This is a genomic window from Flavobacterium sp. LB2P53 (genome assembly GCF_003970305.1).
Classification (GTDB): Bacteria; Bacteroidota; Bacteroidia; order Flavobacteriales; family Flavobacteriaceae; genus Flavobacterium.
In genome coordinates this window covers 41,332-63,076 of the sequence record NZ_RYDG01000006.1, presented here as the reverse complement: position 1 = coordinate 63,076, position 21,745 = coordinate 41,332, and the positions used below count along the sequence as shown (strand labels likewise).

Here is a 21,745-nt window from a genome sequence, read left to right as displayed (position 1 = left end):
GCGTTTAATTAGATGCTTTAGTCATTCCTTTTCGGGTCATTTCTCCCCATTTTTTCTTTTTATTAAAATAGTAATCGCTATTCCCTTGAATCGCTGCATATAAAATAAAGGGATGATTGACAAATGGTTCTAAAAAAGCAATTAGCAATAAGTGAACGCCTGTTCCTTTCTTTTTATACTGATGATAGGTGAGTTCTTCTGTAATTAAGGATATTAAAGAAAAGAAAACGGTAAATAAATAGGCTAAAAGTAAAAAGGCAAGAGAATAATCCCAGCGTACTTGATTAAACACAATAAGAATTCCAAAATAGAGCAGACCTGCCACTTCTATGATAGGAGCCATTCTTTCGAAAAAAAACCAATAGGGATAACTCAGCATTCCCAGCGCCTTGTATTTTGGATTAAATCCAACTTTTCGATGTCTTCTCAAAGTTTCAATAGTTCCGCGAGTCCATCTGTTTCTTTGTGAAATAAATGTTTTATAATTATCAGGTGCTTCCGTCCAACACAGCGGATCAGGAATATAGGCAACTTTGTATTTTTTTTTCTGTTCTTCCATGTAGCCTCTCATTCGTACTACAAGTTCCATGTCTTCTCCTACCGTACGGATGTCATAACCGCCTACCCTGATCGCAATTTTTTTGTCAAACAAGCCAAAAGCGCCGGAAATCACTAACAACCCATTAAGTCTGCTCCAGGCCATTCTTCCTAATAAAAAAGCACGAATGTATTCTAGGATCTGGCCTTGCTCTAGTAATTTTTTAGGAAAATTGATATCTTGCAACTTGCCTTCTTTGACAATGCAGGAATTCGAAATTCTAATGACTCCTCCAGCAGCAATAACTCTTCTGTCAGTAGTTTCAAGAAAGGGTTTAATCATTTTTTGGAGTGAATCTTCAAGCAATAAACAATCGACGTCTATGCAGGCAACATACTTACTGTTGCTTATATTAAGGCCCATATTCAAAGCATCTGCTTTTCCTCCGTTTTCTTTGTCAACAACAATTAATTTTTCAAATGCAGGATTTGTTGATTTGTAAATTCCTTTTCTGAGCGGTCTGGTTGGGATTTGTTCGTTAATAAGCAAGGATACGGGCACTAGTTCATACACCAGAATGAGTTTTTCTAAGCTGTCATCTTTGCTACCGTCATTTACTATAATTACATCATAATTTACGTAGTGGTTTGACAATAAAGAGCGTACGTTTTCAACGATATTTAAACTTTCATTATAGGCTGGAGCTATAATTGAAATGGAAGGGGAGCTATTTGAAGATAATATTTCTATGTAATTCACAAAACTGTTTTTTCGTTTGTATTCTATTGTTTCTACAGCAGAAATGGCGGCAAGTATGAGATAAGACACTATAGCCGTCATGCTATAAATAAAAAACAAATAATGGATTGTTTCAAATATAATTTGTTCAGTACTGTTTCCCATACTTAATTGTTTTCAATAAAATTAACAATTTTCAAAAATTGTGGATCAGAAGATTCTAATTTAAGCAGATTAAATTTTTCGGTATTAAGGATTTTTAAAATTTTTAATGAGGAAACCTTAATTTCAAAAATTGTATAATGTATGTATTGCATCAGAAACAATTCGTCACTGGTTTCATATAAATTTTCCATCATTTTAAAAAAAGCAATTTGTTCCTCCGGACTGCGTTGCTCTATATTGATTTTCAAAATTTCTTTGGCTTCTGAGGCATTTAAATAACTCAATACTTGAATGGACTCTAGTCTTATTTTTTTATTAATGTGGTACAACAAATGGATTAGTTCCTCTTTTGCTTCAAACTGATTGTACGTTTTTGCTAGTTTCAAAGAAAATATGACTACTGAATCATTAGGGGAACCCAACCAGGATTTAATATTAGAGATATTCTGATTTTCCAGTCTTTGTAGGACTTCTAATAATTGAATCTGATCCCATTCAGACAGTTGTGTTTCTAAAATGTCTAAAAAATTCAGTCCTTCAAAATAAAATAAATTGACCATATACAATTGCATTTCTTTTCGAACCTCTCTTCGGGGATGGTTTATGTGAACAATCACTTCATCATGTGCTTCCTTTACCTTAAATTGCTTTAATTCCCGGATTACTTTGGCAATAATATACCATTTTTTATGCTTTAATCGCGATAAAGTGTAGTTGATAAGACCAGTTTGAAAATAGAGTTTTTGAATAGATTCATCAATTTCTCCTGAAACCTCATTTTTTAACTTTAGCAAAACAGCAATTAAAATTTTTCGTTTGAATAGATCCGTTAGAGAGTCTTTTAATTCATCTATTATCACTTGCTGTTCCGGACTGATCTCTTGTTCTTCATCTCCAGAATATAGATATCGGATTAGAAGCGTTTCATATTTGCTTTCATATTCAGCCGTAATCCGTTCTTTTTTTCTCAGATGGCTTCTCAAATATTTCAAGTATAGTATTAGAGGAAGAAGAATAAGAATAAAAAGACCACTTATCATCCATGCCACTTGAATGATAAGTGGTGACCCATTGAAATAGTCAAGTAAGTAATAATTTGTATTCATATAGCAACCCCAGGGTTCTTTATAGGGACTTGTTAGCGCAATAATCTTTTTACTCTAATCACTAGTTCGTTAGGACTTAAAGGCTTACTCATAAAATCAGTAGCGCCTAAATCAAATGCTTTAAGAACAATTTCCTCTTGTCCCGCCGATGAAAAAACGATGATTGGGATTTGTAGGTTCAATTTATTTCTTACATAGCTGATAACTTCTAAACCACTAATAAAAGGCATCATGATATCAGTCAAAATTAAGTCAGGATTGTGTTCTTCTATTATTTCAAGTGCTTCTTTTCCATTTACAGCTGTCAGGATTTTATAGCCCTCTTTTTCCAATCGAAACTTTAATAATAATAAAAAAATAGAATTATCTTCAGCCAAGACGATTTTTTTCAAATCACTCATTGTCTACTGCTTTTAATTTTGGGAATAAAGTACGGTTTTTGTCTTTTATTTTTAAGGGGAAAAACAGTATAAGTTCGTCCATTTTATTTAGTTTTTGTACTGTTATAAATTTTTGTTTCATGGATTATATTTGGAAAATCTAAATTAAAATTATTATTAATATTTAATTAAGTAATGAGATTAAAATAATGTTGTATTTGTTTTTAACTCAACCTCAGTCTTTATTATAGGTTTGACATTATAATAAGCAACAACATATCGTTCCTATTACTTATATACGCAATCGCATATTGAATAGTTTTTATTTTTAATGAATTAGTTTCTTGAGGTCGGTATCTAACCGCATATTATTTCTTTATGACAAATATTATCTGCCTTTCTCCAAACCACCAACAACGGATTCATCTACATTTATAATCCCTTTCATGGAAAATTTTTACTTGATTTCATTGCTTCTCGAACTTTTTACATAAACATTCTTGCTATTTTTTTTTGAACTCCAAATTGAACAGCCATTTGAGATGCAGAAAGACTTTTTGTGGTTGTAGCCATTTCAAAGCAAATGAAAAATGCTTTTCTTAATCCAAATTTCACTTTATGGAATAGCGTATTAGCCATAGTTTATTCAGTATCATTACAAATATTTTAGGTTCTTGCATAGTCTTTGCGAATTTGACTTTTAGTATGACTACAGTTTCTACAAACATACTTCTCTGAGCATTTTATTTTTAAAAGGTATTATCTACAAATTTAATCACTATTAAAGCGTTCAGCAAACTCTATAAGGTTTTGACCTTTGGGAATTACCATTTTATCGGTCTTTTATAGACTTTAAATATATGAAATTTAATACTGACCTCAATACTTTTTTATCCAAACAAATTTTTTGTTTTTTTTAAAGTCAAAATTTTTGGTTTGGAGCCATCATTTTAATCGAAAAGAAGACAAAAGAATAGGTGGCTTTCAAGATCCAATAAATAGAATTTTAAAAACACAATTGTAAAGGATAAATATTTTAAGCGAAGATACGCAAGTAGGTTTTCATCAAGTTTAAGTTCGATTTTTCTAAGGCTATTTATGACAGATGAAATTTTCGGGTTATTTTAATGTAAACTATTTTACATTATAGAAAAAAAATCCCCTAAAATTAAATTAACTTTTACCCCTGCTAAAATCCCTCGAAAACCCCCAGTCCAAACAAAGCAAAATCATATTTAACAGGATCTATACCATCTAATTTACGAAGGTTTGTATCTAATTCTGACAAGGCTTTTCCATCATTTTGTTTGCGTGTCAAGAGACCTAATTTTCGGGCTACATTACCGGAATGCACATCCAAAGGACAAGATAATGAAGCGGGAGAAATGCTTTTCCAGATTCCTAAATCGACTCCCTTATTATCTTGACGAATCATCCACCTGAGGTACATGTTAATTCTCTTTGCTGCTGAATTGTTCAGCGGATCGGAGATGTGCTTTTGGGTCCTGTGCGGATGCGGAATTTCAAAAAATATTTTCTTGAATTCATGGATGCTTTTTTGCATCGAATGAGTTTCCTGATGTTTGCTGAAAACCACTTCTAAACCACCATGATTGGCATAAACGTGCTGCAAACTTCTGATGAAACTAGCAAAATCCTGTCCGTTGAAAGTGCGGTGTACAAACAATTCCAATTGTTCCAAATCATTTTCTGTATGTGACATGACAAAATCATACGGTGCATTTCCCATTAAATCCATCATGCGATGTGAATTTTTGATAATCATCTTACGGTTTCCCCAAGCAATGGTAGCGCTGAGAAAACCGGCAATTTCAATGTCTTCTTTTTGTGAAAACAAATGCGGGATTTGTACCGGATCACTTTCTATGAAATCGAGTGTGTTGTATTGTAGGACTTTTTCGTCGAGGAAATCTTTAAGTTCTGATGGATTCATTATAGAGGATGACTTTGGATACTAATTTGTTTTAGGAAGTACAGCTAGTTCTTTCAATGTATAGCCCAGATAGAAACGGCATCCTTTTATTTTTTCTTTAAAAATAAAAAGATAGAGTGTATAGCTGGAAATAGCTCCTAATTACTAATCAAACCGTCTACCATTATTAGTTTTCTGTCGGCCATATTGGCTAATTCCTCGTTGTGTGTCACAATTACAAACGTTTGTCCCAATTCATCACGCAGTTTGAAAAATAATTGATGCAAGTTTTCAGCAGAAGCCGTGTCTAGATTCCCGGAAGGCTCATCAGCAAAAATGATAGCAGGTTTATTAATAAGCGCTCTGGCCACCGCCACACGTTGCTGTTCGCCGCCGGAAAGCTCGTTGGGTTTGTGATTCATTCTATGGGAAAGACCAAGATAAGTCAGTAGTTTTTTAGCTTCAATTTCCGTTTCAACTTTGGGCTTATTAGCAATGAAAGCAGGAATGCACACATTTTCTAATGCGCTAAATTCTGGTAACAATTGGTGAAATTGGAATATAAAACCTAAATTTAAGTTTCTGAATTTGGATAAGTTTTTGTCATTCATCGTCAGAATGTCCTCATTGTTGATGCGCAATTCAATTCCGTTTTCAAGGCTTGGCTTGTCTAAAGTACCAAGGATTTGTAAAAGTGTTGTTTTTCCGGCTCCTGAAGCACCAACGATAGAGACAATCTCTCCTTTTTGAATATGTAAATCAACTCCTTTCAACACATGGAGTTGATCGTAATATTTATGTAAATTTTTGGCTTGTATCATTATAATCTATTTTTACAAAGAAACAAAGATTTTCATGATTATGAATTGGAACACCGTTTATTTTCCTTTGACAAACTATAAACTTTAGTTAAGAGTGGATATTCACAACGATTTAATGAATAAATTTGATCTTAAATCATAGGTTATGAATAAAATAATTGGGATTTTTTTAGCACTATTGCCTTTTTCATTTTGTGCAAAAGAAAAAAATAGTACTTTGCCTAAAAGTATAGAAACAAAAAATATGGAAATACAAAACAAAATGGAAGTTGCAACCTTTGCGGGAGGTTGTTTCTGGTGTACCGAAGCAGTTTTTTTACAACTAGACGGCGTGAGCAAGGTAGTTTCAGGATATATAGGCGGAAACACAGTAAATCCTACATATCAGCAAATAGGTACTGGTGACACTGGTCATGCCGAAGCGATTGAAATTACGTTTGATCCTAATAAAATAAGTTTTGGAGAGCTATTGGAAATATTCTTTGCCACACATGATCCTACAACCTTGAACCGTCAGGGGAATGATATTGGGACGCAATACCGAAGTGAAATTTTTTACCACAATCCTTTCCAGAAACAGTTATCCGAGGATTATATGGCTTTGATGACTACTGAGAACACATTTGGAAAACCAATTGTTACTAAAATTTCATCAGCAACGAAGTTTTATGTAGCGGAGGATTACCATCAAAACTACTACAATCAGAACAAAACACAAGGATATTGCAGTTATGTGATCACACCCAAAATTGATAAATTAAAAAAAATATATCAGGATAAACTCAAAAAATAATTGGCACTAGATTTGTACGCATTCCAAAATAAAATCAAAATTCTATGACAGAACAGGTGTCCGTTAGCGCAGAAAGTAGCAAGACCAGAAATCTCTTTTTAGGAATTCTGTTTGATGCCATCGGTATGCTTTCGTTCGTTGTTCCTTTTATAGGGGAGTTTTCAGATGTAATTTGGGCTCCTCTAGCCGGTTTTTTGATGACATGGATGTATAAAGGAACAATTGGACGGGTAGGAGGAGTGATTACTTTTCTGGAAGAAATTTTACCGTTTTCGGATTTTATTCCCACCTTTACCTTAACTTGGATTTACAAGTATGTAATTAAAAACAAAAACGCCTCGTAATTCGAGGCGTTTTTAGTTATTTCTTAAAAATAAATTCTAATCCCATGCGTTTAAGCATCTTTTTTTCGAAAGTCCAAAAGAATTTGAACTGTCCGAACAAAAAGCCTATTAACACTAATAATACTTGATAGATGGGGAAAATTAGAACTAACCGAACAGGAGTAAACCAATGCCCTAATTCTTCGGAAGTAATTCCCAGCCAAATACAAAAAGGTTCGGACAACCATGCCGATGCTGATCCGGTTATTGCAAAAACAATAAATATAAGGGTAAGTTGGAAATTAGTTTCAATCCCCCAACGCTGTTTCAGTTTGTTCATTTTTATTTATAATCAATACAAAGATAGTGACATTATCTGATGGGGACAAAACCAAAGAATTTTTGTTTATGCGTGTTTTGAAAATAAATCATATAATTGTAGATCAAATAATTTACTTCATACCCATAATCAATGTTAAGGTCATAATTGATTGTCAATTCATACAAATTGGGATCATAGCGTTGTGGTTGCAATACCCGACTGTTCCATTCCATCACATAAAGTTGGTTTTTGCTTTCCAAAAAGGGTTGGGAATGATAATTTCTTGGAAATGCCCTTGAGTTAAGCCACATGCTAAAACCGGGATCAATAATTATCACCTCGTATTCCAGTTCCTCATTTGCAATACGAACCGTGTCGCCTTGAGCGGCAACAGATTTTTCAGTACTTGGAAATGCAGTTTTAGAAGATGTGCAGCCCAAAATCACACAAAAAAATGACGATAATGATGCAGTAACTTTTTTTCATGATAAAAAATTGAATTATAAAGTTACGAAAAACAAATCATTGATTGGTAGGATTTTAAACAAAAAAAGAGGCTGTTTGATACAAACAGCCTCTCATTAAATATTTAATTTGAAAAACACTAACCTAATATACTAATAATTTGGGAAGCTAATTCAGTCCCAATTCTATCTTGTGCTTCTCCTGTTGCCGCTCCAATATGTGGAGTCAACGAGATTTTATGATGCATCAAAATAGCCATTTCAGGAGTTGGTTCATTTTCAAAAACGTCTAATCCTGCAAATAATACTTTTCCGCTGTCTAATGCTTTTACTAATGCAACTTCGTCAATAACACCGCCACGGGCACAGTTTACAATTCCTACACCCTCTTTCATAATAGCAAGTGCTGCCTCTCCAATGATGTAACCATCTTGTGCAGGAACGTGTAACGTAATGAAATCAGCTTCTTTGAATAAAGATTCTAATGATTGAGAAACGATTGTGGTCGTGATGGATTGTCCGTCAAAAAATTCGACTTTAACATCTACTTGCGGGATAAAACTATCGGCAGCAATCACTTTCATTCCTAGTCCTAACGCCATTTTAGCGGTAGCCTGACCAATACGGCCAATTCCAACAATTCCCAGTGTTTTTCCTCTTAGTTCAATTCCGTTCGCATAAGCTTTCTTCAAACCATCAAAGTTGGTATCTCCTTCAAGCGGCATATTTCTGTTCGAATCATGCAAGAAACGAACGCCGGAAAATAAATGTGCAAAAACCAATTCAGCCACTGATTCTGAGGATGAAGCTGGAGTATTAATCACGTGAATCCCTTTGCTTTTAGCATAATCCACATCAATATTATCCATACCTACACCACCACGACCTATGATTTTCAGCCCTGGGCAAGCGTCAATGATATCTTTCCGAACTTTAGTTGCACTTCGTACCAAGACCACACTTACATTATTTTCGTTTACAAAATTAGCCACTTGTTCCTGTGCTACTTTTGTTGTTATTACTTCAAATCCACCTTTTTCTAAAGCTAGAATTCCACTTTTAGAAATTCCGTCATTGGCTAATACTTTCATTTGTATTTTATATTTAAAGATTGAAAAATTTAAAGATTCAATCTATGTTGTTTAATGTGTGATTGATTAAAAATTGATTTTTCAAATCTTTAAATCATTCAATATTTTAATTTTTAAATTCCTTTTTCCAAAGCCTGCATTACATCCACTAATACTTGAACACTTTCTAACGGGAGTGCATTGTACATAGAAGCTCTGTAACCACCTACTGAACGGTGTCCGGGCAAACCTGAAATTCCCGCTGCTTTCCACATTGCATCAAATGTGGCAGCATGTGCTTCATCATTTAATAAGAAAGTAGCATTCATGTTCGAACGATCTTCAACAGCTGCAGCGCCTTTGAATAATGGGTTTCTGTCAATTTCTCCGTAAATCAACGCTGCTTTTGCATTGTTTATTTTTTCAATAGCGGCAATACCACCAAGATTTTTCAACCATTGTAAGGTCAACAAGGAAGCATAAACCGGAAAAACAGGGGGTGTATTGTACATACTTTCTGCTTTGATATGTTTAGTATAATCCAACATGCTTGGGATAATTCTACCACTTTTACCCAAGATTTCTTCTTTTACAACAATCAGGGTAGTTCCTGCTGGTCCCATATTTTTTTGGGCTCCGGCATAAATCAAATCAAATTTAGAAAAGTCTAATTGTCGTGAAAATATATCAGAGCTCATGTCACATACAATTGGCATGTCCAATGCCGGGAATTCCTTCATTTGTGTACCAAAAATAGTGTTGTTACTCGTGCAGTGAAAATAATCAGCATCTGCTGGTACTGCGTATCCTTTTGGAATATGATTGTAATTTTCGTCTTTTGAGGAAGCAACAACTACTGTGTCACCAAAAAGCTTAGCTTCTTTTATAGCACCAGCTGCCCAGGTTCCGGAATCAAGATACGCCGCTTTTCCGCCCTCTTTCATCAAGTTATAGGGAGCCATAATAAATTCTAGACTCGCTCCGCCTGCCAGAAATAAGACGCTGTAGCCTTTGCCTTCAAGTCCTAAAAGTTCAATAACCAGTGTTCTCGCTTCGTCCATAACGGCAACAAAATCCTTGCTTCTGTGTGATATTTCTAAAAGGGATAATCCGGAATCATTAAAATTTAAAATAGCTTGTGCTGATTTTTCAAAAACTTCTTGCGGTAAAATACAAGGTCCTGCGCTGTAGTTGTGTTTTTTCATGGTGTAGTTTATGTCCAAAAAATTAAAGTGCAAATTTCGACAATAGGAGTTTAAAAAACGTTAATTAATTCGGAATAATTGTACTTTTTTCAGCTATATTGTTAACAAAAACGAAATAGTATCGGTATTATCTGCATAATTCCATAATTGGGGATTTTGAGTTTGTCCAAAAGCCACATTGTCATCAATCGTTCTATCCGCTACAACACATTGTATTTGCTCACTTTCTAATTTTAATTTTGTTTTTAATTCATTAATGTCGTCATAAAACTCATAAAAGACACTTGAAATTGGCGAGGCATGACTTTGATCTTCTTTTAAAGTCAGAAATCCATTGTCCAGTAATTTGAAATTACTCATCAGAAAAACCGCCTTATTGTAATCGTAATTGTTAGCATATTTTTCGTAATGAATGACGTCTTGGTACACAAATATGGCTTCAAAAAACGGGACAAACGAATATTCTTTTGGTACAAAAAGTTTAGAAACATTGCGGCAACCCAATCCGAAATAGCGAAAAATATCTTCGCCTAAAGCAGTAAGTTGTTCTTGGGTTTCATTTCCGGTTAAAACCGCTACTGAATTTCTGCTTTTTCTAATAATAGACGGTTTGTCTTTAAAATAATATTCAAAATAACGGGCTGTGTTGTTGCTTCCTGTGGCAATAACGGCATCAAAATTCTCTAATTTTCCATCTACAAAGGTAATATTCTTAGCTAATCCTGGTTGTACTGCAATGATGTATTTAGCTAAAAAAGGTAATAAATGCTGGTCATTTGACGATGTTTTAACCAACACATTATTTCCTGTAATTAGAACCGATAGAAAATCGTGAAAACCCACCAACGGAATATTTCCGGCAAGAATTAAGGCGATGTTTTTAGATTCTTGTATTGGAATAGTATAACTGGAAAGCCATTGGTTTAAGTTCTTTTCTGTCAGAGCTTCTGCCCAAGAATGTATCGAGAAATAGACGTTTTCTGGGGTGTACCAGCCATTATGCGATTGCGATAATTGTATCAAGTCAACAAAAGCATCAAAAAACGCTTCGTTGTGCAAAACAGTCGGATTTTTTAACGTGTTGTTTTCGGAAAACTGACTTAAAAATTTCCCTAATTCAACAAAAACACTTTTTTTTGTTTCTAATGTCATAATGTTTGCTTATGAATAGTTTTGATTGTAATTTTGCACAAAAATAAGCATAATTATGTCGAAAGTCAAAAGTCCTAATGTCAAAAGAACATTTGATATTTTACCTTCGATATTTTGACTTTAAAACAATAAAAAGATGGCAATTATTATAACAGACGAATGTATCAATTGTGGTGCTTGTGAGCCCGAGTGTCCAAATACCGCAATATATGAAGGAGCAGACGATTGGAGATACAAAGACGGAACAAAACTGAAAGGGAAAGTGATTTTGCCTGATGGGTCCGAAGTAGATTCCGATGAAGCTCAAACTCCAATTTCTGACGAAGTGTATTATATTGTACCCGGAAAATGTACGGAGTGTAAAGGATTTCACGATGAGCCACAATGTGCGGCCGTATGCCCGGTAGATTGCTGTATTCCGGATGACAATCATGTAGAAAGCGAAGAGACTTTACTGAACAGACAAGCGTTTTTACACAACGAATAGCAAATAATTTTGTATTATATAAATCCTGAGTCTGATGCTCGGGATTTTTTTTTCTATTTTTTTCGTGCAACAATAACATACGTATCGTAAGCGTAGGTTTTTCTATCGATGGTTTGAATGATTTCAAAGTCATTTAAATATAAAAATAGTTGTATTTCGTTTAAGGTAAAAACACGAACGGTAGAAAAATTATCGGCAATTATTTCTTTTTTATCATTTTTCATGGTGTAATAAAGTGCTGTCCAATCCAGCATGAAATTTTCTAAGGCAGTTGTTCTCCACTTGCTGTTGCGATAGTAGTCTATTCCTTGGTAGGTAGCTTCGTGAAGTGTTACAGGATTTTCTTTAATAAAAGGGATAAATCTATTAGCATCTATAAAGTCAAAAATGAGAATTCCCTCTTTACTCAGGTTTTTATAAATAGAACAGAACGTATTATTTAGATCTTGATTTGTTATCAAATAACTGGTAGAGCGTCCCGTAATTAATATGGAATCAACAGGTTTTTGTAGTTTAAAATCCCTCATGTCTCCCAGAATAAAAATCCCATTTTCATTTCTTTTTTTGGCAATTGCAATCATACTTTGGCTGTAATCCAAACCAATATAATCGATGTAATTTTGTAAAAACCGTTTGGCTAGATTGCCTGTTCCACTGCCAATTTCCAAAACTGTTTTGCACTCGTGTTCCTTAATTAAATTGGTATAGAATTGATATTCTGCATCATAATCAATAAAGGTTTGGTACATGGCATCAAAAATTGAGGCCATTTTTCCATCATAAAGATTTGCCATGATAAGGTGTTTTAAAGACTAAATTTAGGGAGAATAAATGATATAAAAAAAGGGTTGTCTCAAATTAAAAATAAACCAGTCACTATTGTTTGTATTTCGAATTGGGAAAACCTATGATTTCCAAAGATCTATTTCACTCTCAAGGAGGTGAGTTTGATAAAAAGTAAAAAGCAGCGATGGAATAGGAATTTCTTTCTCCCGGAATAACTTCTTGTTTTTCGGATTTGGTTGTGCTTTGAGGATAATTTGATGTATACTCACTTCAATTACTTCGTCAAATAGATGGCCTAGCGGCACTAAGTCTTGTCTTGAAGAAGGCTAAAGCTTTATTTGCTTTTGATGAAAGGCTTTAAAAACAGGTTTTTGAAATTACATAGTATGGATTAAAAACCAGAAAATCGTAAAAATAGAATGCTTATTCTGTTAATTTGAATATATAAATAGGCTGTCCTTTTGAGATAGCCTATTTATATTGATCCAAAAAAGGAATTAGTTATACTTTTCCTAAGGTGTATAATTGTTCCATTGTAGGAGTCAAACTTCCGCCTGCGGGTTCTAATGTAATTCCAAAGGCTTCCGCTTCATTAGCATTATTTACTGCAAATAATTTTTGTTCATTTACATCAAAATCTTCTAATAATCCAATGCTGGTAGGAGTCAGCGGACTTAATTTTAACGCCCAAACCTGATATACCATTCCTTCTGGCGGTTCTGGCAAGCCTGCAGCATCAATATAAACCACTTTGGTGTCTTGATTCCAGTATACTTTTGCAAAGGATTCCGGAGCTACAGTTTGCCCTCCAAGAGCTACGACTGTATTTTTAGTATCCCTTACAACGGCTAAACTCGTTTCAATTGTTGTATTTTTTAATTTTAAGACATTAAATTCTTTTTCTAATTTAGCTTTCTCAATTGCTGTAGTAGCAACTTGTGTATTGGTCTGATCCAGTTGATTGTATTGGTACCCAATACCAACTAATAATAGTATAGCTGCAGCCCAACCAATGTACTGAGCTCTATTGTTAGTAGGTTGTAATGGTATGACTTGAGCATGTTTAAGTTCTAGCTTTTCTTTTATTTTTTCGAAATTAGCTACAGAATGAAAGGGTGAAAAGCTGGATGATATAGCAATAATCGCTTTCTCAATAGCAATAATTTCTGCATTTATTTCCGGACTGTTTTTCGCCATAGTGGTAACTTCTTCGTTTTCGGGTTCACTCAGTAAACCGTAAACGTAAAGCTCCAGAATTCCTGATTCAATATATTCTTTTGTTTCCATTATACTTTCAAATAATTTCGTAGGTCATTAATACAATTTCTATTTTGTGTTTTTACAGTTCCTAAAGGTATTGCCAACTCATCCGAAGCTTCCTGCTGGGTGTAACCTTTAAAAAAAAGTAAATCTATTATTTGAATACATTTTGGTTTCAGTCTTTTTACAAATTCCTGCAACCCTATTGTATCCACTTTGTCAGACAGTTTGTTGCTGTCTTCAAAATGATTTACGAAATTATCTGAAGAAAGGTTTTTTTGACTGTTATTAAAATTTTTAGAACGTAATTTATCAATAGAGGTATTTCTGGCAATATTTAGAATCCATGTGTAGAACCGACCTTTACTTTCGTGATAGGAATCAATGTTTTTCCAGATTTTGACAAATACATCCTGAAGTACATCTTCAGCTTCTTCTCTGTTTTTTACGAGAACATTGATCACGGAAAATAAGCTTTTCGAATACATATCATATAGATGTGTAAATGCCCTTTCATCTTTCTTGTAAATTAAGACTAACAATTCTTCTTGGCTCATACTATTTTTTATTTATCTCTTACAAATTTATACAATCTTACTTTACAATTGACCTTTTTTATGATTAGTAATACCAAAAAAAATAATTTTTAAAATAATTTAATTTTATTTAAGTATTTAAAATATTGATTGTAAGCAACTTAAATAAAAGTCTATTTTTTTTTTAGGGTTAAAAAAAACCAAATCAAGTACAATCCCGTAAATGCTTGTATAACCTTTTAAATTTATAATAAAATGAAAAAATCAAAAATGATTTTAGGTCTTTCGCTAGTGGCGGTTTCAGGCTTAATTTTAGTAGCTGCGGATCACATTGATGCTCCTGCTACAGCATCGGGTGGTGCAAATGATATTACTGACGTGTACGCTTTTCAAGGGCAAGACACTAATAATTTAGTTTTTGCTGTAAATACACAAGGCTTGTTAAGTCCAAATGCAACTGGTGCTGCAAAATTCGATGAAAACACAATGATCGAAATTAATATTGACAACAATGGTGACAATGTTGAGGATTTAGTGATCCAAGCTATCAAAAGAGATGACAAGATGTATTTCTTTGGTCCGGTAGCTCCAGGTACTCCAGGAACTTCAAGCACGATTAAAACGGCTGCTGCCTCAGGAAGTGTTACCATATCTTCTTATGGAGCTGCGGCACTAACTGCCGAGAATAATGGAATGAAATTTTTTGCAGGACCAAGAGACGATCCCTTCTTTTTTGACTTAGGTCAATTTAAAGCTATTCTTGCTGGTACAGCAACTGGATTCAAGAATCCTGGAACAGATACTTTTGCAGGGACTAATGTGCTTTCAGTAGTTGTAGAAGTTCCTAAAGCAATGCTAGGTACTTCAGGAACAGTAAATGTTTGGGCAGAAACCAAGAAAAAACAATAACTATTTTAATTTTAAAGTATGAAATCGGAATCTACGATTTTTAAAATAACTAAATACAAACGTCATGAGTAAAACAAATAAATTCAAAATTATAACAATCGCATTAATAACTGCAGTTGTTTCAGTAAATTGTGATAATAATGATTCAGATTCTGTTTCTGAACCAAGTATTAATTTCACAGGTACTTTTGTACAGCAAGATCAAATGGCTAGACCGGCAATAAACACTGTATTTATTGCTTCAGGATCTCCTAAAGATGAATTTAACGGTACCATTCCTTCAGCAATGGGTGCTAAATATCAATCTGTTTTTCAATCTAGATTAATGGCCTTGAATCCAGGGTATACTACTAATGCATTAGGACAAACGGCTGCTCAGTTTACCGGTCTTTTAGCTACGGATGTATTAGGAGTTTCTAAAACAGCAAAAACAACTTTCTTTGATGGGACTAATATTTTGACAGGAAGAGCTTTGGCTGATGATGTAATCGATGTGGAATTATTATTGGTTTTTGGTGGATCAGCGGGTACTTCAAATCCAGGGCTTACTAAAGATAATGTGAATTCAAATGATAAAACATTTAGCACAACTTTCCCTTACCTAGCTTCTGCTTGGTAGTATTTTCTTAAAAAAACAGAGCGCTTTATTTAATAATCTTCGCTCTGTTTTTTTATTTTTAAAACAAACAAACAAACAAACAAACAAACAAACAAACAAACAAACAAACAAAATAATTAGAGTATGAAAACTTTAAAAATAATTCCATTTTTGGTTTTCACAATCCTATTAATATTCGGTTGCGAGACTAAATCAGAACAAATTACAAATGCAGATGATTACACGAAATATCTGGGTTTAAAAGATAATAAATCAGTGACTTTTGCTCAGAATGAAATTGATTTTTGGCAAAAAAAATTCGATGCAGCACCCAATCAAATTAGTTATTTAAGTCAGATAGCGGCTAATTACAGTACCCTTTTTGAATATACAGGCGATATTAAAAACCTATATAAAACGGAAGAATTATTAATACAATCGAACGAAGCCTACGATTATTCCAGAGTGTCAACGGTTCGATCTTTAGCAAGAAATTATATCTCTCAGCATCGTTTTAAAGAAGCGTTGGTATTAGCTAATAAAGCATTAGCTATAGGTGAAGGAAAAAAAGAAACTCAAAAATTACTTTTCGACGTTCAAATGGAACTTGGGAATTATCCGGAAGCAGTCAAAAATTTGAATGCTATTCGAGACATGACTGATTTTGATTATTTAATTCGTCTGGCAAAGTGGAACGATCACAAAGGCGATCTTGAAACAGCTATTACTTTTATGGAAAAAGCCAGAGATATTGCTGAAAAAGAAGATAATAAAGTGCTTAAAATTTGGTCCTATTCGAACTTAGGTGATTTTTATGGTCACGCTGGCAGAATTCAGGATTCGTATGACAGTTTCTTAAAAACAGTAGCACTAGATCCTAATTATTCCTATGCTCTAAAAGGAATTGCCTGGATTGTTTTTTCGAAAGAAAGAAATACTGAAGAGGCGAATCGAATTATTGATGCTATTGCCACCACACACAACACCCCAGATTTTTATTTATTAAAATCTCAAATTGCTCAATTTGATGGAAATAAAAGTGAAGAAATAAAAAATAGAAACGCTTATTTTTCGATGATGGAGAAAAATAATTATGGTGCAATGTACAACAAATACAATGCTTTGATTTATGCTGAGGACAAAAAAATGGCGCAAAAAGCAATAGAAATTGCTAAGATTGAAGTAGCACACAGGCCCACTGCTGATTCTTATGATTTATTGGCCTGGGCGTACTTAAATGTAGGCGATAATAAAAAGGCTTTAGAAATTGCTCAGCTTCATGTAGCAGGGAAATCCTTTGAGCCAAAGATTCAATACCATTTAGCGATGATTTATAAATCGAATAATTTACCACTCAAAACCAAACCTATCAAGGACGAATTACTGTCTAGTTTGTATGAATTGGGGCCTAACTTTGAGAAAAAGGTAAACCAATTATAATTCATTATGAAAAATATTGTTTTAGTATTGATATCCCTTTTTGGGCTGTCTTCTTACGCCCAAATTCAAAAGGGAAAAATTTTGGATCGTGATGGAAATCCAATTGAAAATGCCTATTTAGTCAATACAAATTCTGAAAGTCATGCCCACACTAATGAATTTGGATTGTTTAGTTTGGATAAAACGATTTTGGGAGATGTAATCAAAATAACTGCTTTAGGGTATAAAAAAACAAATTTCATCCTGAATTTTTCCGAGGAGGTAATTGTGATGGAAGATGATATTTTTAGATTGAATGAAATTGTTATCCAACCAAAACTTTCGGCGATGAATGTCATTTCAAAAATAGATTTAGAAACCACTCCTGTAAATTCGTCGCAGGAAATTCTTCGAAAAGTTCCGGGATTATTTATCGGACAACATGCCGGTGGGGGAAAAGCAGAGCAAATATTTTTAAGAGGTTTTGATATTGATCACGGCACAGACATTGCCATTTCAGTAGACGGAATGCCGGTAAATATGGTGTCTCACGCTCACGGTCAAGGCTATGCCGATTTGCATTTTGTAATTCCGGAAACAGTAGAAAAAATAGATTTTGGAAAAGGAACGTATTATGCCAACAAAGGGGATTTTGCTACGGCGGGATACGTTGCTTTCCAAACTAAAGACAAAATCGAAAAAAGCAGTATTGGTATCGAAGTCGGACAATTCAATACCTTAAGAACAGTTGGGCTTTTTAACCTTTTAGGGAATCAAAAAACACAAAGTGCTTATATTGCCACAGAGTATATCCTGACAGACGGTCCGTTTGAATCTCCCCAAAATTTTAACCGAATTAACATATTAGGAAAATATTCGGCTATTTTGAAAGATAACAGCAAGTTTTCAATCTTGGCTTCTCGCTTTTCCAGCAAATGGGATGCTTCAGGCCAAATTCCGCAACGGCTGATTGATGATGGAACGATTTCAAGATTTGGCTCTGTTGACGATACTGAAGGCGGAAATACATCCAGAACGAACTTCAATGCCAGTTTGAGTAAATCTATTGACGAAAATACATTTCTGAAAGCAAATGCTTTTTATTCAAAATATGAATTTGAATTGTATTCTAACTTTACTTTTTTCCTAAATGACCCCATCAATGGGGACCAGATTAAACAGAAGGAAAACAGGGATATTTATGGAATGAATGCTGAGTTGAACAAGAAAACGAAATGGAATGATACCAATGTTTTGTTCCAATTTGGAGCGGGTTTCCGTACGGATGCCACAACTGATACGGAACTTTCGCATACGTTGAATAGAAGAACTGTTCTTGAAAATATACAATTAGGAGATATTGATGAGTCTAATTTGTTTACGTATTTGAACTCTGAGTTTACTTTTGGAAAACTGATAATTAATCCGGCCATTCGATTGGATTATTTCAAATTCAATTATCAGGATAAATTGATGGAAAATTATAAAACAGCATCCGAATCGAAAGTAAAGTTTTCTCCAAAACTGAATTTTATTTATTCACAAAATAACAATTTGCAGTTTTTTATAAAATCAGGAATGGGTTTCCATTCGAATGATGCCCGTGTGGTGGTTCAAAACAATGGGAAACAAATACTACCAACTGCAATAGGAACGGATATAGGGACCATTTTTAAACCATTTCCAAAATTGATTGTCAATGCCGCTTTATGGCATTTGTACTTAGAACAAGAATTTGTTTATGTGGGAGATGCTGGAATTGTTGAACCAAGCGGACAATCAAGACGCATGGGTGCTGAACTGGGATTGCGGTATCAATTGAACGATTGGTTGTATTTTGATGCGGATGCTAATTATACTTATGCCAGAAGTATTGATGAGCCCAAAGGGCAGGATTACATTCCGTTAGCACCGGATTTTACCACAACTGGAGGATTAAGTTTCCAAAAAGTGAATGGTTTTTCGGGAGGAATTCGGTATCGGTATCTAAAAAATCGCCCGGCAAATGAAGATAATTCGATTGTTGCCAAAGGCTATTTTATATCCGATTTGAATGTTAACTATCAATATAAGAATATGAATTTTGGAATTTCAGTAGAAAATATTTTTGATACTGAATGGAACGAAACCCAGTTTGCCACTGAATCCAGATTACAAAATGAACCACAAAGTGTCGAAGAAATTCATTTAACTCCAGGAACGCCTTTCTTCATGAAAGGAAAAATAACGTATACTTTTTAAATACCACAGTAAGATTTGTTGTTTATTTGTTTGGGAGTCTAGCATTTTTATAATGTTAGGCTCCTTGTTTTTTTAACTGTTGTTTAACAAAAAATTACTTTGACAAAACAAATATTTATCTAATTTTATAAAAAATTTCAATTATGAAAAATAGTGTATTTATAGCTACTTGCGCTTTACTGTTATTTAGTTGCCAAAATCAGGCACAACCTAAAAAATCTGAAATAAATATGAACACAACTCCAATTGCAAAAGAAACCATTTATCAGTTTAAAGTAGAAGATTTATCAGGAAACAGTTTTGATTTTGCTTCTTTGAAAGGAAAAAAAATCATGATTGTGAATACGGCTTCAAAATGTGGACTGACTCCTCAATACAAAGATCTTGAAGCTACATATAAAGAATACAAAGACAACGGATTAGTGATTGTGGGTTTTCCTGCTAATAATTTTGCGTCACAAGAGCCAGGAACCAATGATGAAATTGCTACTTTTTGTCAAATGAATTACGGTGTTACGTTTCCTATGATGGACAAAGTTTCTGTAAAAGGAGAGGATATGGCTGCTATTTATCAGTTTTTGACTCAAAAATCTAAAAACGGATTACAAGATTCCACTGTAGAATGGAATTTTCAAAAATACCTAATCAATGAAAAAGGTGAATTAGAAAAAGTGATCGCTCCACGAACATTAGTAACGGATCCGGAAGTATTGAATTGGATTAAAGCATAATTTTATGTAACTAATGTGCTAATTATTATGTAAATAATCAAAAGAGATTTTCAGTCAAATGAAAATCTCTTTTTTTTGCTGTTTATAGTATTAATGTAGCTTCGATTAAATTTAACTATCAAGAAATTAAGTTACATTAAGAATCAGAGCTTAGTTTTTCTTAATTTCTTAATCGTTTATTTTTTTCCTTAGAATTTTTCATTTTTGAAAATTTCGGCTACAGCTGCTTCGTAATTCCGAATACTCTGTGCTTTTTTTATTTTCTTTAAAACTTTGTGCGGATTTGAAAACGTAGCCGAAAAGTATTCCCATAAATGGTACATTTTCAGTAAAATATGTGTCGAACCAGAAAGTGATTCGCTATAAATAGCATACAAAGTATCGTGAAACGCACTGAATAATTCTATTTTGTTTGCAGGATATTCTGAAGTATTGTTTTTTATCATACTTGGTAAAAAAGGATCTGATATTAATCCTCGGCCAATCATCCAATGGTCAATGGTTGGGAAGCGTTGCTGCATTTCATGAAATTTAGCCACGGAGGTTATGTCGCCATTGTAATATAATTTATGCTTGGTGTTGTCAACACAATGCTGGAATGCATCTAGATTTACGCCACCTTTGTACAATTGCTTGCCAATACGCGCATGAATCGCTATGTTCTTGATTGGATAGGTATCTAAAATAGGTAAAACATCCAGTATTTCTTCACTGTTTTCATACCCCAAACGCATTTTCATAGAGACAATAATATCCGATTCAGTATGCGCTCTGTGAAGGATAGTATTTATTTTATCGGGATTGCTGATCAATCCGGAACCCATACCAGACTTAGTAACCATAGGATACGGACAGCCTAAATTCCAGTTTAATTCTTTATATCCCAATTCTTGAACGTACTTGGCTACAAATAAAAATTCATCGGCATCGTTTGTTATCACTTGCGGAATAACTTCTAAATCAAGATTATTTTCAGGAAGCAGGTCTCGTTCATACGAAGGTTTTATTACCATCTTTCCGTTCAATCGAATATAAGGCGAGTAAAATGTATCAATTCCTCCAAAAAGTTTGTTTTGGGCATTTCTAAAACGAAAGTCAGTAAATCCCTGTAAAGGCGAGGAGAGTAAGGTGTAGTCCATGAAATTTTTAGTTGTGCAAATATACTATAAAGTGGCAAGTCTTAAAGGTATAAATTTTTTAAAGCCTAACATGTTTAATAAATAAACTATTATATGCTGGTACAAATTCAATTATTCTAAAATTAATTGCATAAAAACGGAACTCAACCAACGATCAAATTTATAGCCGGATTCTTTAATAACGCCAACGGTTTCAAACCCATATTTTTTATGAAAAGCGATACTGCCTTTATTTTCGGAGTCAATAACGCCAATCATTGTATGGTATTTTTGTTTTTTTGCCAATTGAATTAGTTCAGCCAGTAATAATTTCCCAACGCCTTTTCCTAAAAACTCCTCCGCAACATAAACAGAATGTTCTACCGTAAAACGATATCCTATTTTATGACGAAAAGTTCCGTAAGTAGCGTACCCAATTGTTCCATTTTCAGTTTCAGCAACAATAACAGGTAAGTCATTAGTTATTTTGTCTTCAAACCACAATTTATGGGTTTCAAAATCACGGGGCTCATAATCATAAATCGAAGTACTGTGCAGTATTTGGTGATTGATGATCTCCAATATTGTATCTAAATCGGTAAAAACTGCCGGTCTTATTTTGATTTCCATAAAGAATATATTTTGTTTCA

General features: G+C 33.8%; 24 protein-coding genes and 1 pseudogene. 8 read left to right on the top strand and 17 right to left on the bottom strand.

All coding sequences use genetic code 11. The features are described from left to right. Window positions 1-4: 4 nt before the first annotated feature. From EKL95_RS09040 to EKL95_RS09015, 7 genes and pseudogenes are all read right to left on the bottom strand, one after another. Entirely contained in the window at window positions 5-1,441 is a 1,437-nt protein-coding gene (locus EKL95_RS09040; RefSeq protein ID WP_126462297.1) for a glycosyltransferase family 2 protein, read from the bottom strand. A 2-nt stretch (window positions 1,442-1,443) separates the two neighbouring features. Next, the gene (locus tag EKL95_RS09035) at window positions 1,444-2,547 is read right to left on the bottom strand and encodes a hypothetical protein (protein WP_126564003.1); all 1,104 of its coding nucleotides are present in this window, start codon (window positions 2,545-2,547) and stop codon (window positions 1,444-1,446) included. A gap of 32 nt (window positions 2,548-2,579) precedes the next feature. Continuing rightward, on the bottom strand, window positions 2,580-2,948 hold the full coding sequence (locus tag EKL95_RS09030; RefSeq protein ID WP_126462291.1) for a response regulator transcription factor: 369 nt from the start codon (window positions 2,946-2,948) through the stop codon (window positions 2,580-2,582). Then, a complete protein-coding gene (locus tag EKL95_RS15300) occupies window positions 2,941-3,069 on the bottom strand; it encodes a hypothetical protein (RefSeq protein ID WP_255416239.1) in 129 nt (42 codons plus the stop codon). Before EKL95_RS15300 ends, EKL95_RS09030 begins: the two co-directional genes overlap by 8 nt. 249 nt (window positions 3,070-3,318) lie before the next feature. After that, a pseudogene (locus EKL95_RS09025) lies at window positions 3,319-3,698 on the bottom strand (IS1595 family transposase); the annotation flags it as partial. Window positions 3,699-4,116: 418 nt separating this feature from the next. Continuing rightward, a complete protein-coding gene (locus EKL95_RS09020; RefSeq protein WP_126554242.1) occupies window positions 4,117-4,881 on the bottom strand; it encodes a TIGR02757 family protein in 765 nt (254 codons plus the stop codon). 137 nt (window positions 4,882-5,018) lie between these two features. Continuing rightward, a complete protein-coding gene (locus EKL95_RS09015; RefSeq protein WP_126454557.1) occupies window positions 5,019-5,681 on the bottom strand; it encodes an ABC transporter ATP-binding protein in 663 nt (220 codons plus the stop codon). Between the two features lie 145 nt (window positions 5,682-5,826). Here EKL95_RS09015 and msrA point away from each other — a divergent pair, with 145 nt between their 5' ends. Together msrA and EKL95_RS09005 are read left to right on the top strand one after the other, a co-directional pair. Beyond that, entirely contained in the window at window positions 5,827-6,474 is a 648-nt protein-coding gene (gene msrA / locus EKL95_RS09010) for a peptide-methionine (S)-S-oxide reductase MsrA (RefSeq protein ID WP_126462285.1), read from the top strand. 44 nt (window positions 6,475-6,518) lie between these two features. Beyond that, on the top strand, window positions 6,519-6,818 hold the full coding sequence (locus EKL95_RS09005) for a hypothetical protein (protein ID WP_126462282.1): 300 nt from the start codon (window positions 6,519-6,521) through the stop codon (window positions 6,816-6,818). Window positions 6,819-6,834: 16 nt separating this feature from the next. Here the strand turns inward: EKL95_RS09005 and EKL95_RS09000 are convergent, their stop codons facing one another. From EKL95_RS09000 to EKL95_RS08980, 5 genes are all read right to left on the bottom strand, one after another. Continuing rightward, a complete protein-coding gene (locus EKL95_RS09000; RefSeq protein ID WP_126454551.1) occupies window positions 6,835-7,137 on the bottom strand; it encodes a DUF6787 family protein in 303 nt (100 codons plus the stop codon). Between the two features lie 32 nt (window positions 7,138-7,169). Further along, window positions 7,170-7,559, bottom strand: a complete 390-nt coding sequence (locus EKL95_RS08995; protein WP_410503653.1) for a DUF6146 family protein — start codon at window positions 7,557-7,559, stop codon at window positions 7,170-7,172. A 164-nt stretch (window positions 7,560-7,723) separates the two neighbouring features. Beyond that, complete coding sequence (locus tag EKL95_RS08990) at window positions 7,724-8,674, bottom strand: D-2-hydroxyacid dehydrogenase (RefSeq protein ID WP_126554246.1); 951 nt, start codon at window positions 8,672-8,674, stop codon at window positions 7,724-7,726. A 113-nt stretch (window positions 8,675-8,787) separates the two neighbouring features. Next, on the bottom strand, window positions 8,788-9,858 hold the full coding sequence (serC, locus tag EKL95_RS08985) for a 3-phosphoserine/phosphohydroxythreonine transaminase (protein WP_126564001.1): 1,071 nt from the start codon (window positions 9,856-9,858) through the stop codon (window positions 8,788-8,790). 93 nt (window positions 9,859-9,951) lie between these two features. Then, the gene (locus tag EKL95_RS08980) at window positions 9,952-11,010 is read right to left on the bottom strand and encodes an acyl-CoA reductase (protein WP_126462269.1); all 1,059 of its coding nucleotides are present in this window, start codon (window positions 11,008-11,010) and stop codon (window positions 9,952-9,954) included. A 136-nt stretch (window positions 11,011-11,146) separates the two neighbouring features. Here EKL95_RS08980 and EKL95_RS08975 point away from each other — a divergent pair, with 136 nt between their 5' ends. Further along, window positions 11,147-11,497 carry a 4Fe-4S dicluster domain-containing protein gene (locus EKL95_RS08975; RefSeq protein WP_126454541.1) on the top strand — a complete coding sequence of 117 codons (351 nt, stop codon included), beginning with the start codon at window positions 11,147-11,149 and terminating at the stop codon, window positions 11,495-11,497. 53 nt (window positions 11,498-11,550) lie between these two features. Here the strand turns inward: EKL95_RS08975 and EKL95_RS08970 are convergent, their stop codons facing one another. The 3 genes from EKL95_RS08970 to EKL95_RS08960 all read right to left on the bottom strand — a co-directional run bounded on the left by EKL95_RS08970 (window position 11,551) and on the right by EKL95_RS08960 (window position 14,100). Then, the gene (locus tag EKL95_RS08970) at window positions 11,551-12,291 is read right to left on the bottom strand and encodes a class I SAM-dependent DNA methyltransferase (protein ID WP_126564000.1); all 741 of its coding nucleotides are present in this window, start codon (window positions 12,289-12,291) and stop codon (window positions 11,551-11,553) included. A 493-nt stretch (window positions 12,292-12,784) separates the two neighbouring features. Then, a complete protein-coding gene (locus EKL95_RS08965; RefSeq protein ID WP_126462262.1) occupies window positions 12,785-13,570 on the bottom strand; it encodes an anti-sigma factor domain-containing protein in 786 nt (261 codons plus the stop codon). Beyond that, window positions 13,570-14,100 carry an RNA polymerase sigma factor gene (locus EKL95_RS08960; RefSeq protein ID WP_126462259.1) on the bottom strand — a complete coding sequence of 177 codons (531 nt, stop codon included), beginning with the start codon at window positions 14,098-14,100 and terminating at the stop codon, window positions 13,570-13,572. Before EKL95_RS08960 ends, EKL95_RS08965 begins: the two co-directional genes overlap by 1 nt. 234 nt (window positions 14,101-14,334) lie before the next feature. Between EKL95_RS08960 and EKL95_RS08955 the strand changes: the two genes are divergently transcribed. From EKL95_RS08955 to EKL95_RS08935, 5 genes are all read left to right on the top strand, one after another. Continuing rightward, window positions 14,335-14,988 (top strand): DUF4331 family protein, encoded by a 654-nt coding sequence (locus EKL95_RS08955; protein ID WP_126462256.1) that lies wholly within the window; start codon window positions 14,335-14,337, stop codon window positions 14,986-14,988. A 64-nt stretch (window positions 14,989-15,052) separates the two neighbouring features. After that, window positions 15,053-15,607 carry a DUF4331 family protein gene (locus tag EKL95_RS08950; RefSeq protein ID WP_126562002.1) on the top strand — a complete coding sequence of 185 codons (555 nt, stop codon included), beginning with the start codon at window positions 15,053-15,055 and terminating at the stop codon, window positions 15,605-15,607. Between the two features lie 123 nt (window positions 15,608-15,730). Continuing rightward, a complete protein-coding gene (locus EKL95_RS08945; RefSeq protein WP_126563999.1) occupies window positions 15,731-17,026 on the top strand; it encodes a tetratricopeptide repeat protein in 1,296 nt (431 codons plus the stop codon). A 6-nt stretch (window positions 17,027-17,032) separates the two neighbouring features. Further along, window positions 17,033-19,246: a TonB-dependent receptor gene (locus EKL95_RS08940; RefSeq protein WP_126563998.1), complete on the top strand. Its 2,214-nt coding sequence runs from the start codon at window positions 17,033-17,035 to the stop codon at window positions 19,244-19,246. A 143-nt stretch (window positions 19,247-19,389) separates the two neighbouring features. Next, window positions 19,390-19,977, top strand: a complete 588-nt coding sequence (locus EKL95_RS08935) for a glutathione peroxidase (RefSeq protein ID WP_126562005.1) — start codon at window positions 19,390-19,392, stop codon at window positions 19,975-19,977. A 188-nt stretch (window positions 19,978-20,165) separates the two neighbouring features. On the opposite strand, the gene EKL95_RS08930 is transcribed toward EKL95_RS08935, so the two are convergent. Beyond that, complete coding sequence (locus EKL95_RS08930) at window positions 20,166-21,116, bottom strand: tRNA dihydrouridine synthase (RefSeq protein ID WP_126562006.1); 951 nt, start codon at window positions 21,114-21,116, stop codon at window positions 20,166-20,168. 111 nt (window positions 21,117-21,227) lie between these two features. Further along, a complete protein-coding gene (locus tag EKL95_RS08925) occupies window positions 21,228-21,725 on the bottom strand; it encodes a GNAT family N-acetyltransferase (protein WP_126454520.1) in 498 nt (165 codons plus the stop codon). Window positions 21,726-21,745 lie beyond the last annotated feature (20 nt).

Coding starts and splice junctions, on each gene's coding strand:
- EKL95_RS09005 (WP_126462282.1), top strand. CDS start 6,519: ATGACAGAACAGGTGTCCGTTAGCGCAGAAAGTAGCAAGACCAGAAAT.
- EKL95_RS09030 (WP_126462291.1), bottom strand. CDS start 2,948: ATGAGTGATTTGAAAAAAATCGTCTTGGCTGAAGATAATTCTATTTTT.
- EKL95_RS08925 (WP_126454520.1), bottom strand. CDS start 21,725: ATGGAAATCAAAATAAGACCGGCAGTTTTTACCGATTTAGATACAATA.
- EKL95_RS15300 (WP_255416239.1), bottom strand. CDS start 3,069: ATGAAACAAAAATTTATAACAGTACAAAAACTAAATAAAATGGACGAA.
- EKL95_RS08950 (WP_126562002.1), top strand. CDS start 15,053: ATGAGTAAAACAAATAAATTCAAAATTATAACAATCGCATTAATAACT.
- EKL95_RS08990 (WP_126554246.1), bottom strand. CDS start 8,674: ATGAAAGTATTAGCCAATGACGGAATTTCTAAAAGTGGAATTCTAGCT.
- EKL95_RS09015 (WP_126454557.1), bottom strand. CDS start 5,681: ATGATACAAGCCAAAAATTTACATAAATATTACGATCAACTCCATGTG.
- msrA (WP_126462285.1), top strand. CDS start 5,827: ATGAATAAAATAATTGGGATTTTTTTAGCACTATTGCCTTTTTCATTT.
- EKL95_RS09020 (WP_126554242.1), bottom strand. CDS start 4,881: ATGAATCCATCAGAACTTAAAGATTTCCTCGACGAAAAAGTCCTACAA.
- EKL95_RS08930 (WP_126562006.1), bottom strand. CDS start 21,116: ATGGACTACACCTTACTCTCCTCGCCTTTACAGGGATTTACTGACTTT.
- EKL95_RS08960 (WP_126462259.1), bottom strand. CDS start 14,100: ATGAGCCAAGAAGAATTGTTAGTCTTAATTTACAAGAAAGATGAAAGG.
- serC (WP_126564001.1), bottom strand. CDS start 9,858: ATGAAAAAACACAACTACAGCGCAGGACCTTGTATTTTACCGCAAGAA.
- EKL95_RS08975 (WP_126454541.1), top strand. CDS start 11,147: ATGGCAATTATTATAACAGACGAATGTATCAATTGTGGTGCTTGTGAG.
- EKL95_RS08935 (WP_126562005.1), top strand. CDS start 19,390: ATGAAAAATAGTGTATTTATAGCTACTTGCGCTTTACTGTTATTTAGT.
- EKL95_RS08955 (WP_126462256.1), top strand. CDS start 14,335: ATGAAAAAATCAAAAATGATTTTAGGTCTTTCGCTAGTGGCGGTTTCA.
- EKL95_RS09035 (WP_126564003.1), bottom strand. CDS start 2,547: ATGAATACAAATTATTACTTACTTGACTATTTCAATGGGTCACCACTT.
- EKL95_RS09000 (WP_126454551.1), bottom strand. CDS start 7,137: ATGAACAAACTGAAACAGCGTTGGGGGATTGAAACTAATTTCCAACTT.
- EKL95_RS09040 (WP_126462297.1), bottom strand. CDS start 1,441: ATGGGAAACAGTACTGAACAAATTATATTTGAAACAATCCATTATTTG.
- EKL95_RS08940 (WP_126563998.1), top strand. CDS start 17,033: ATGAAAAATATTGTTTTAGTATTGATATCCCTTTTTGGGCTGTCTTCT.
- EKL95_RS08970 (WP_126564000.1), bottom strand. CDS start 12,291: ATGGCAAATCTTTATGATGGAAAAATGGCCTCAATTTTTGATGCCATG.
- EKL95_RS08965 (WP_126462262.1), bottom strand. CDS start 13,570: ATGGAAACAAAAGAATATATTGAATCAGGAATTCTGGAGCTTTACGTT.
- EKL95_RS08980 (WP_126462269.1), bottom strand. CDS start 11,010: ATGACATTAGAAACAAAAAAAAGTGTTTTTGTTGAATTAGGGAAATTT.
- EKL95_RS08945 (WP_126563999.1), top strand. CDS start 15,731: ATGAAAACTTTAAAAATAATTCCATTTTTGGTTTTCACAATCCTATTA.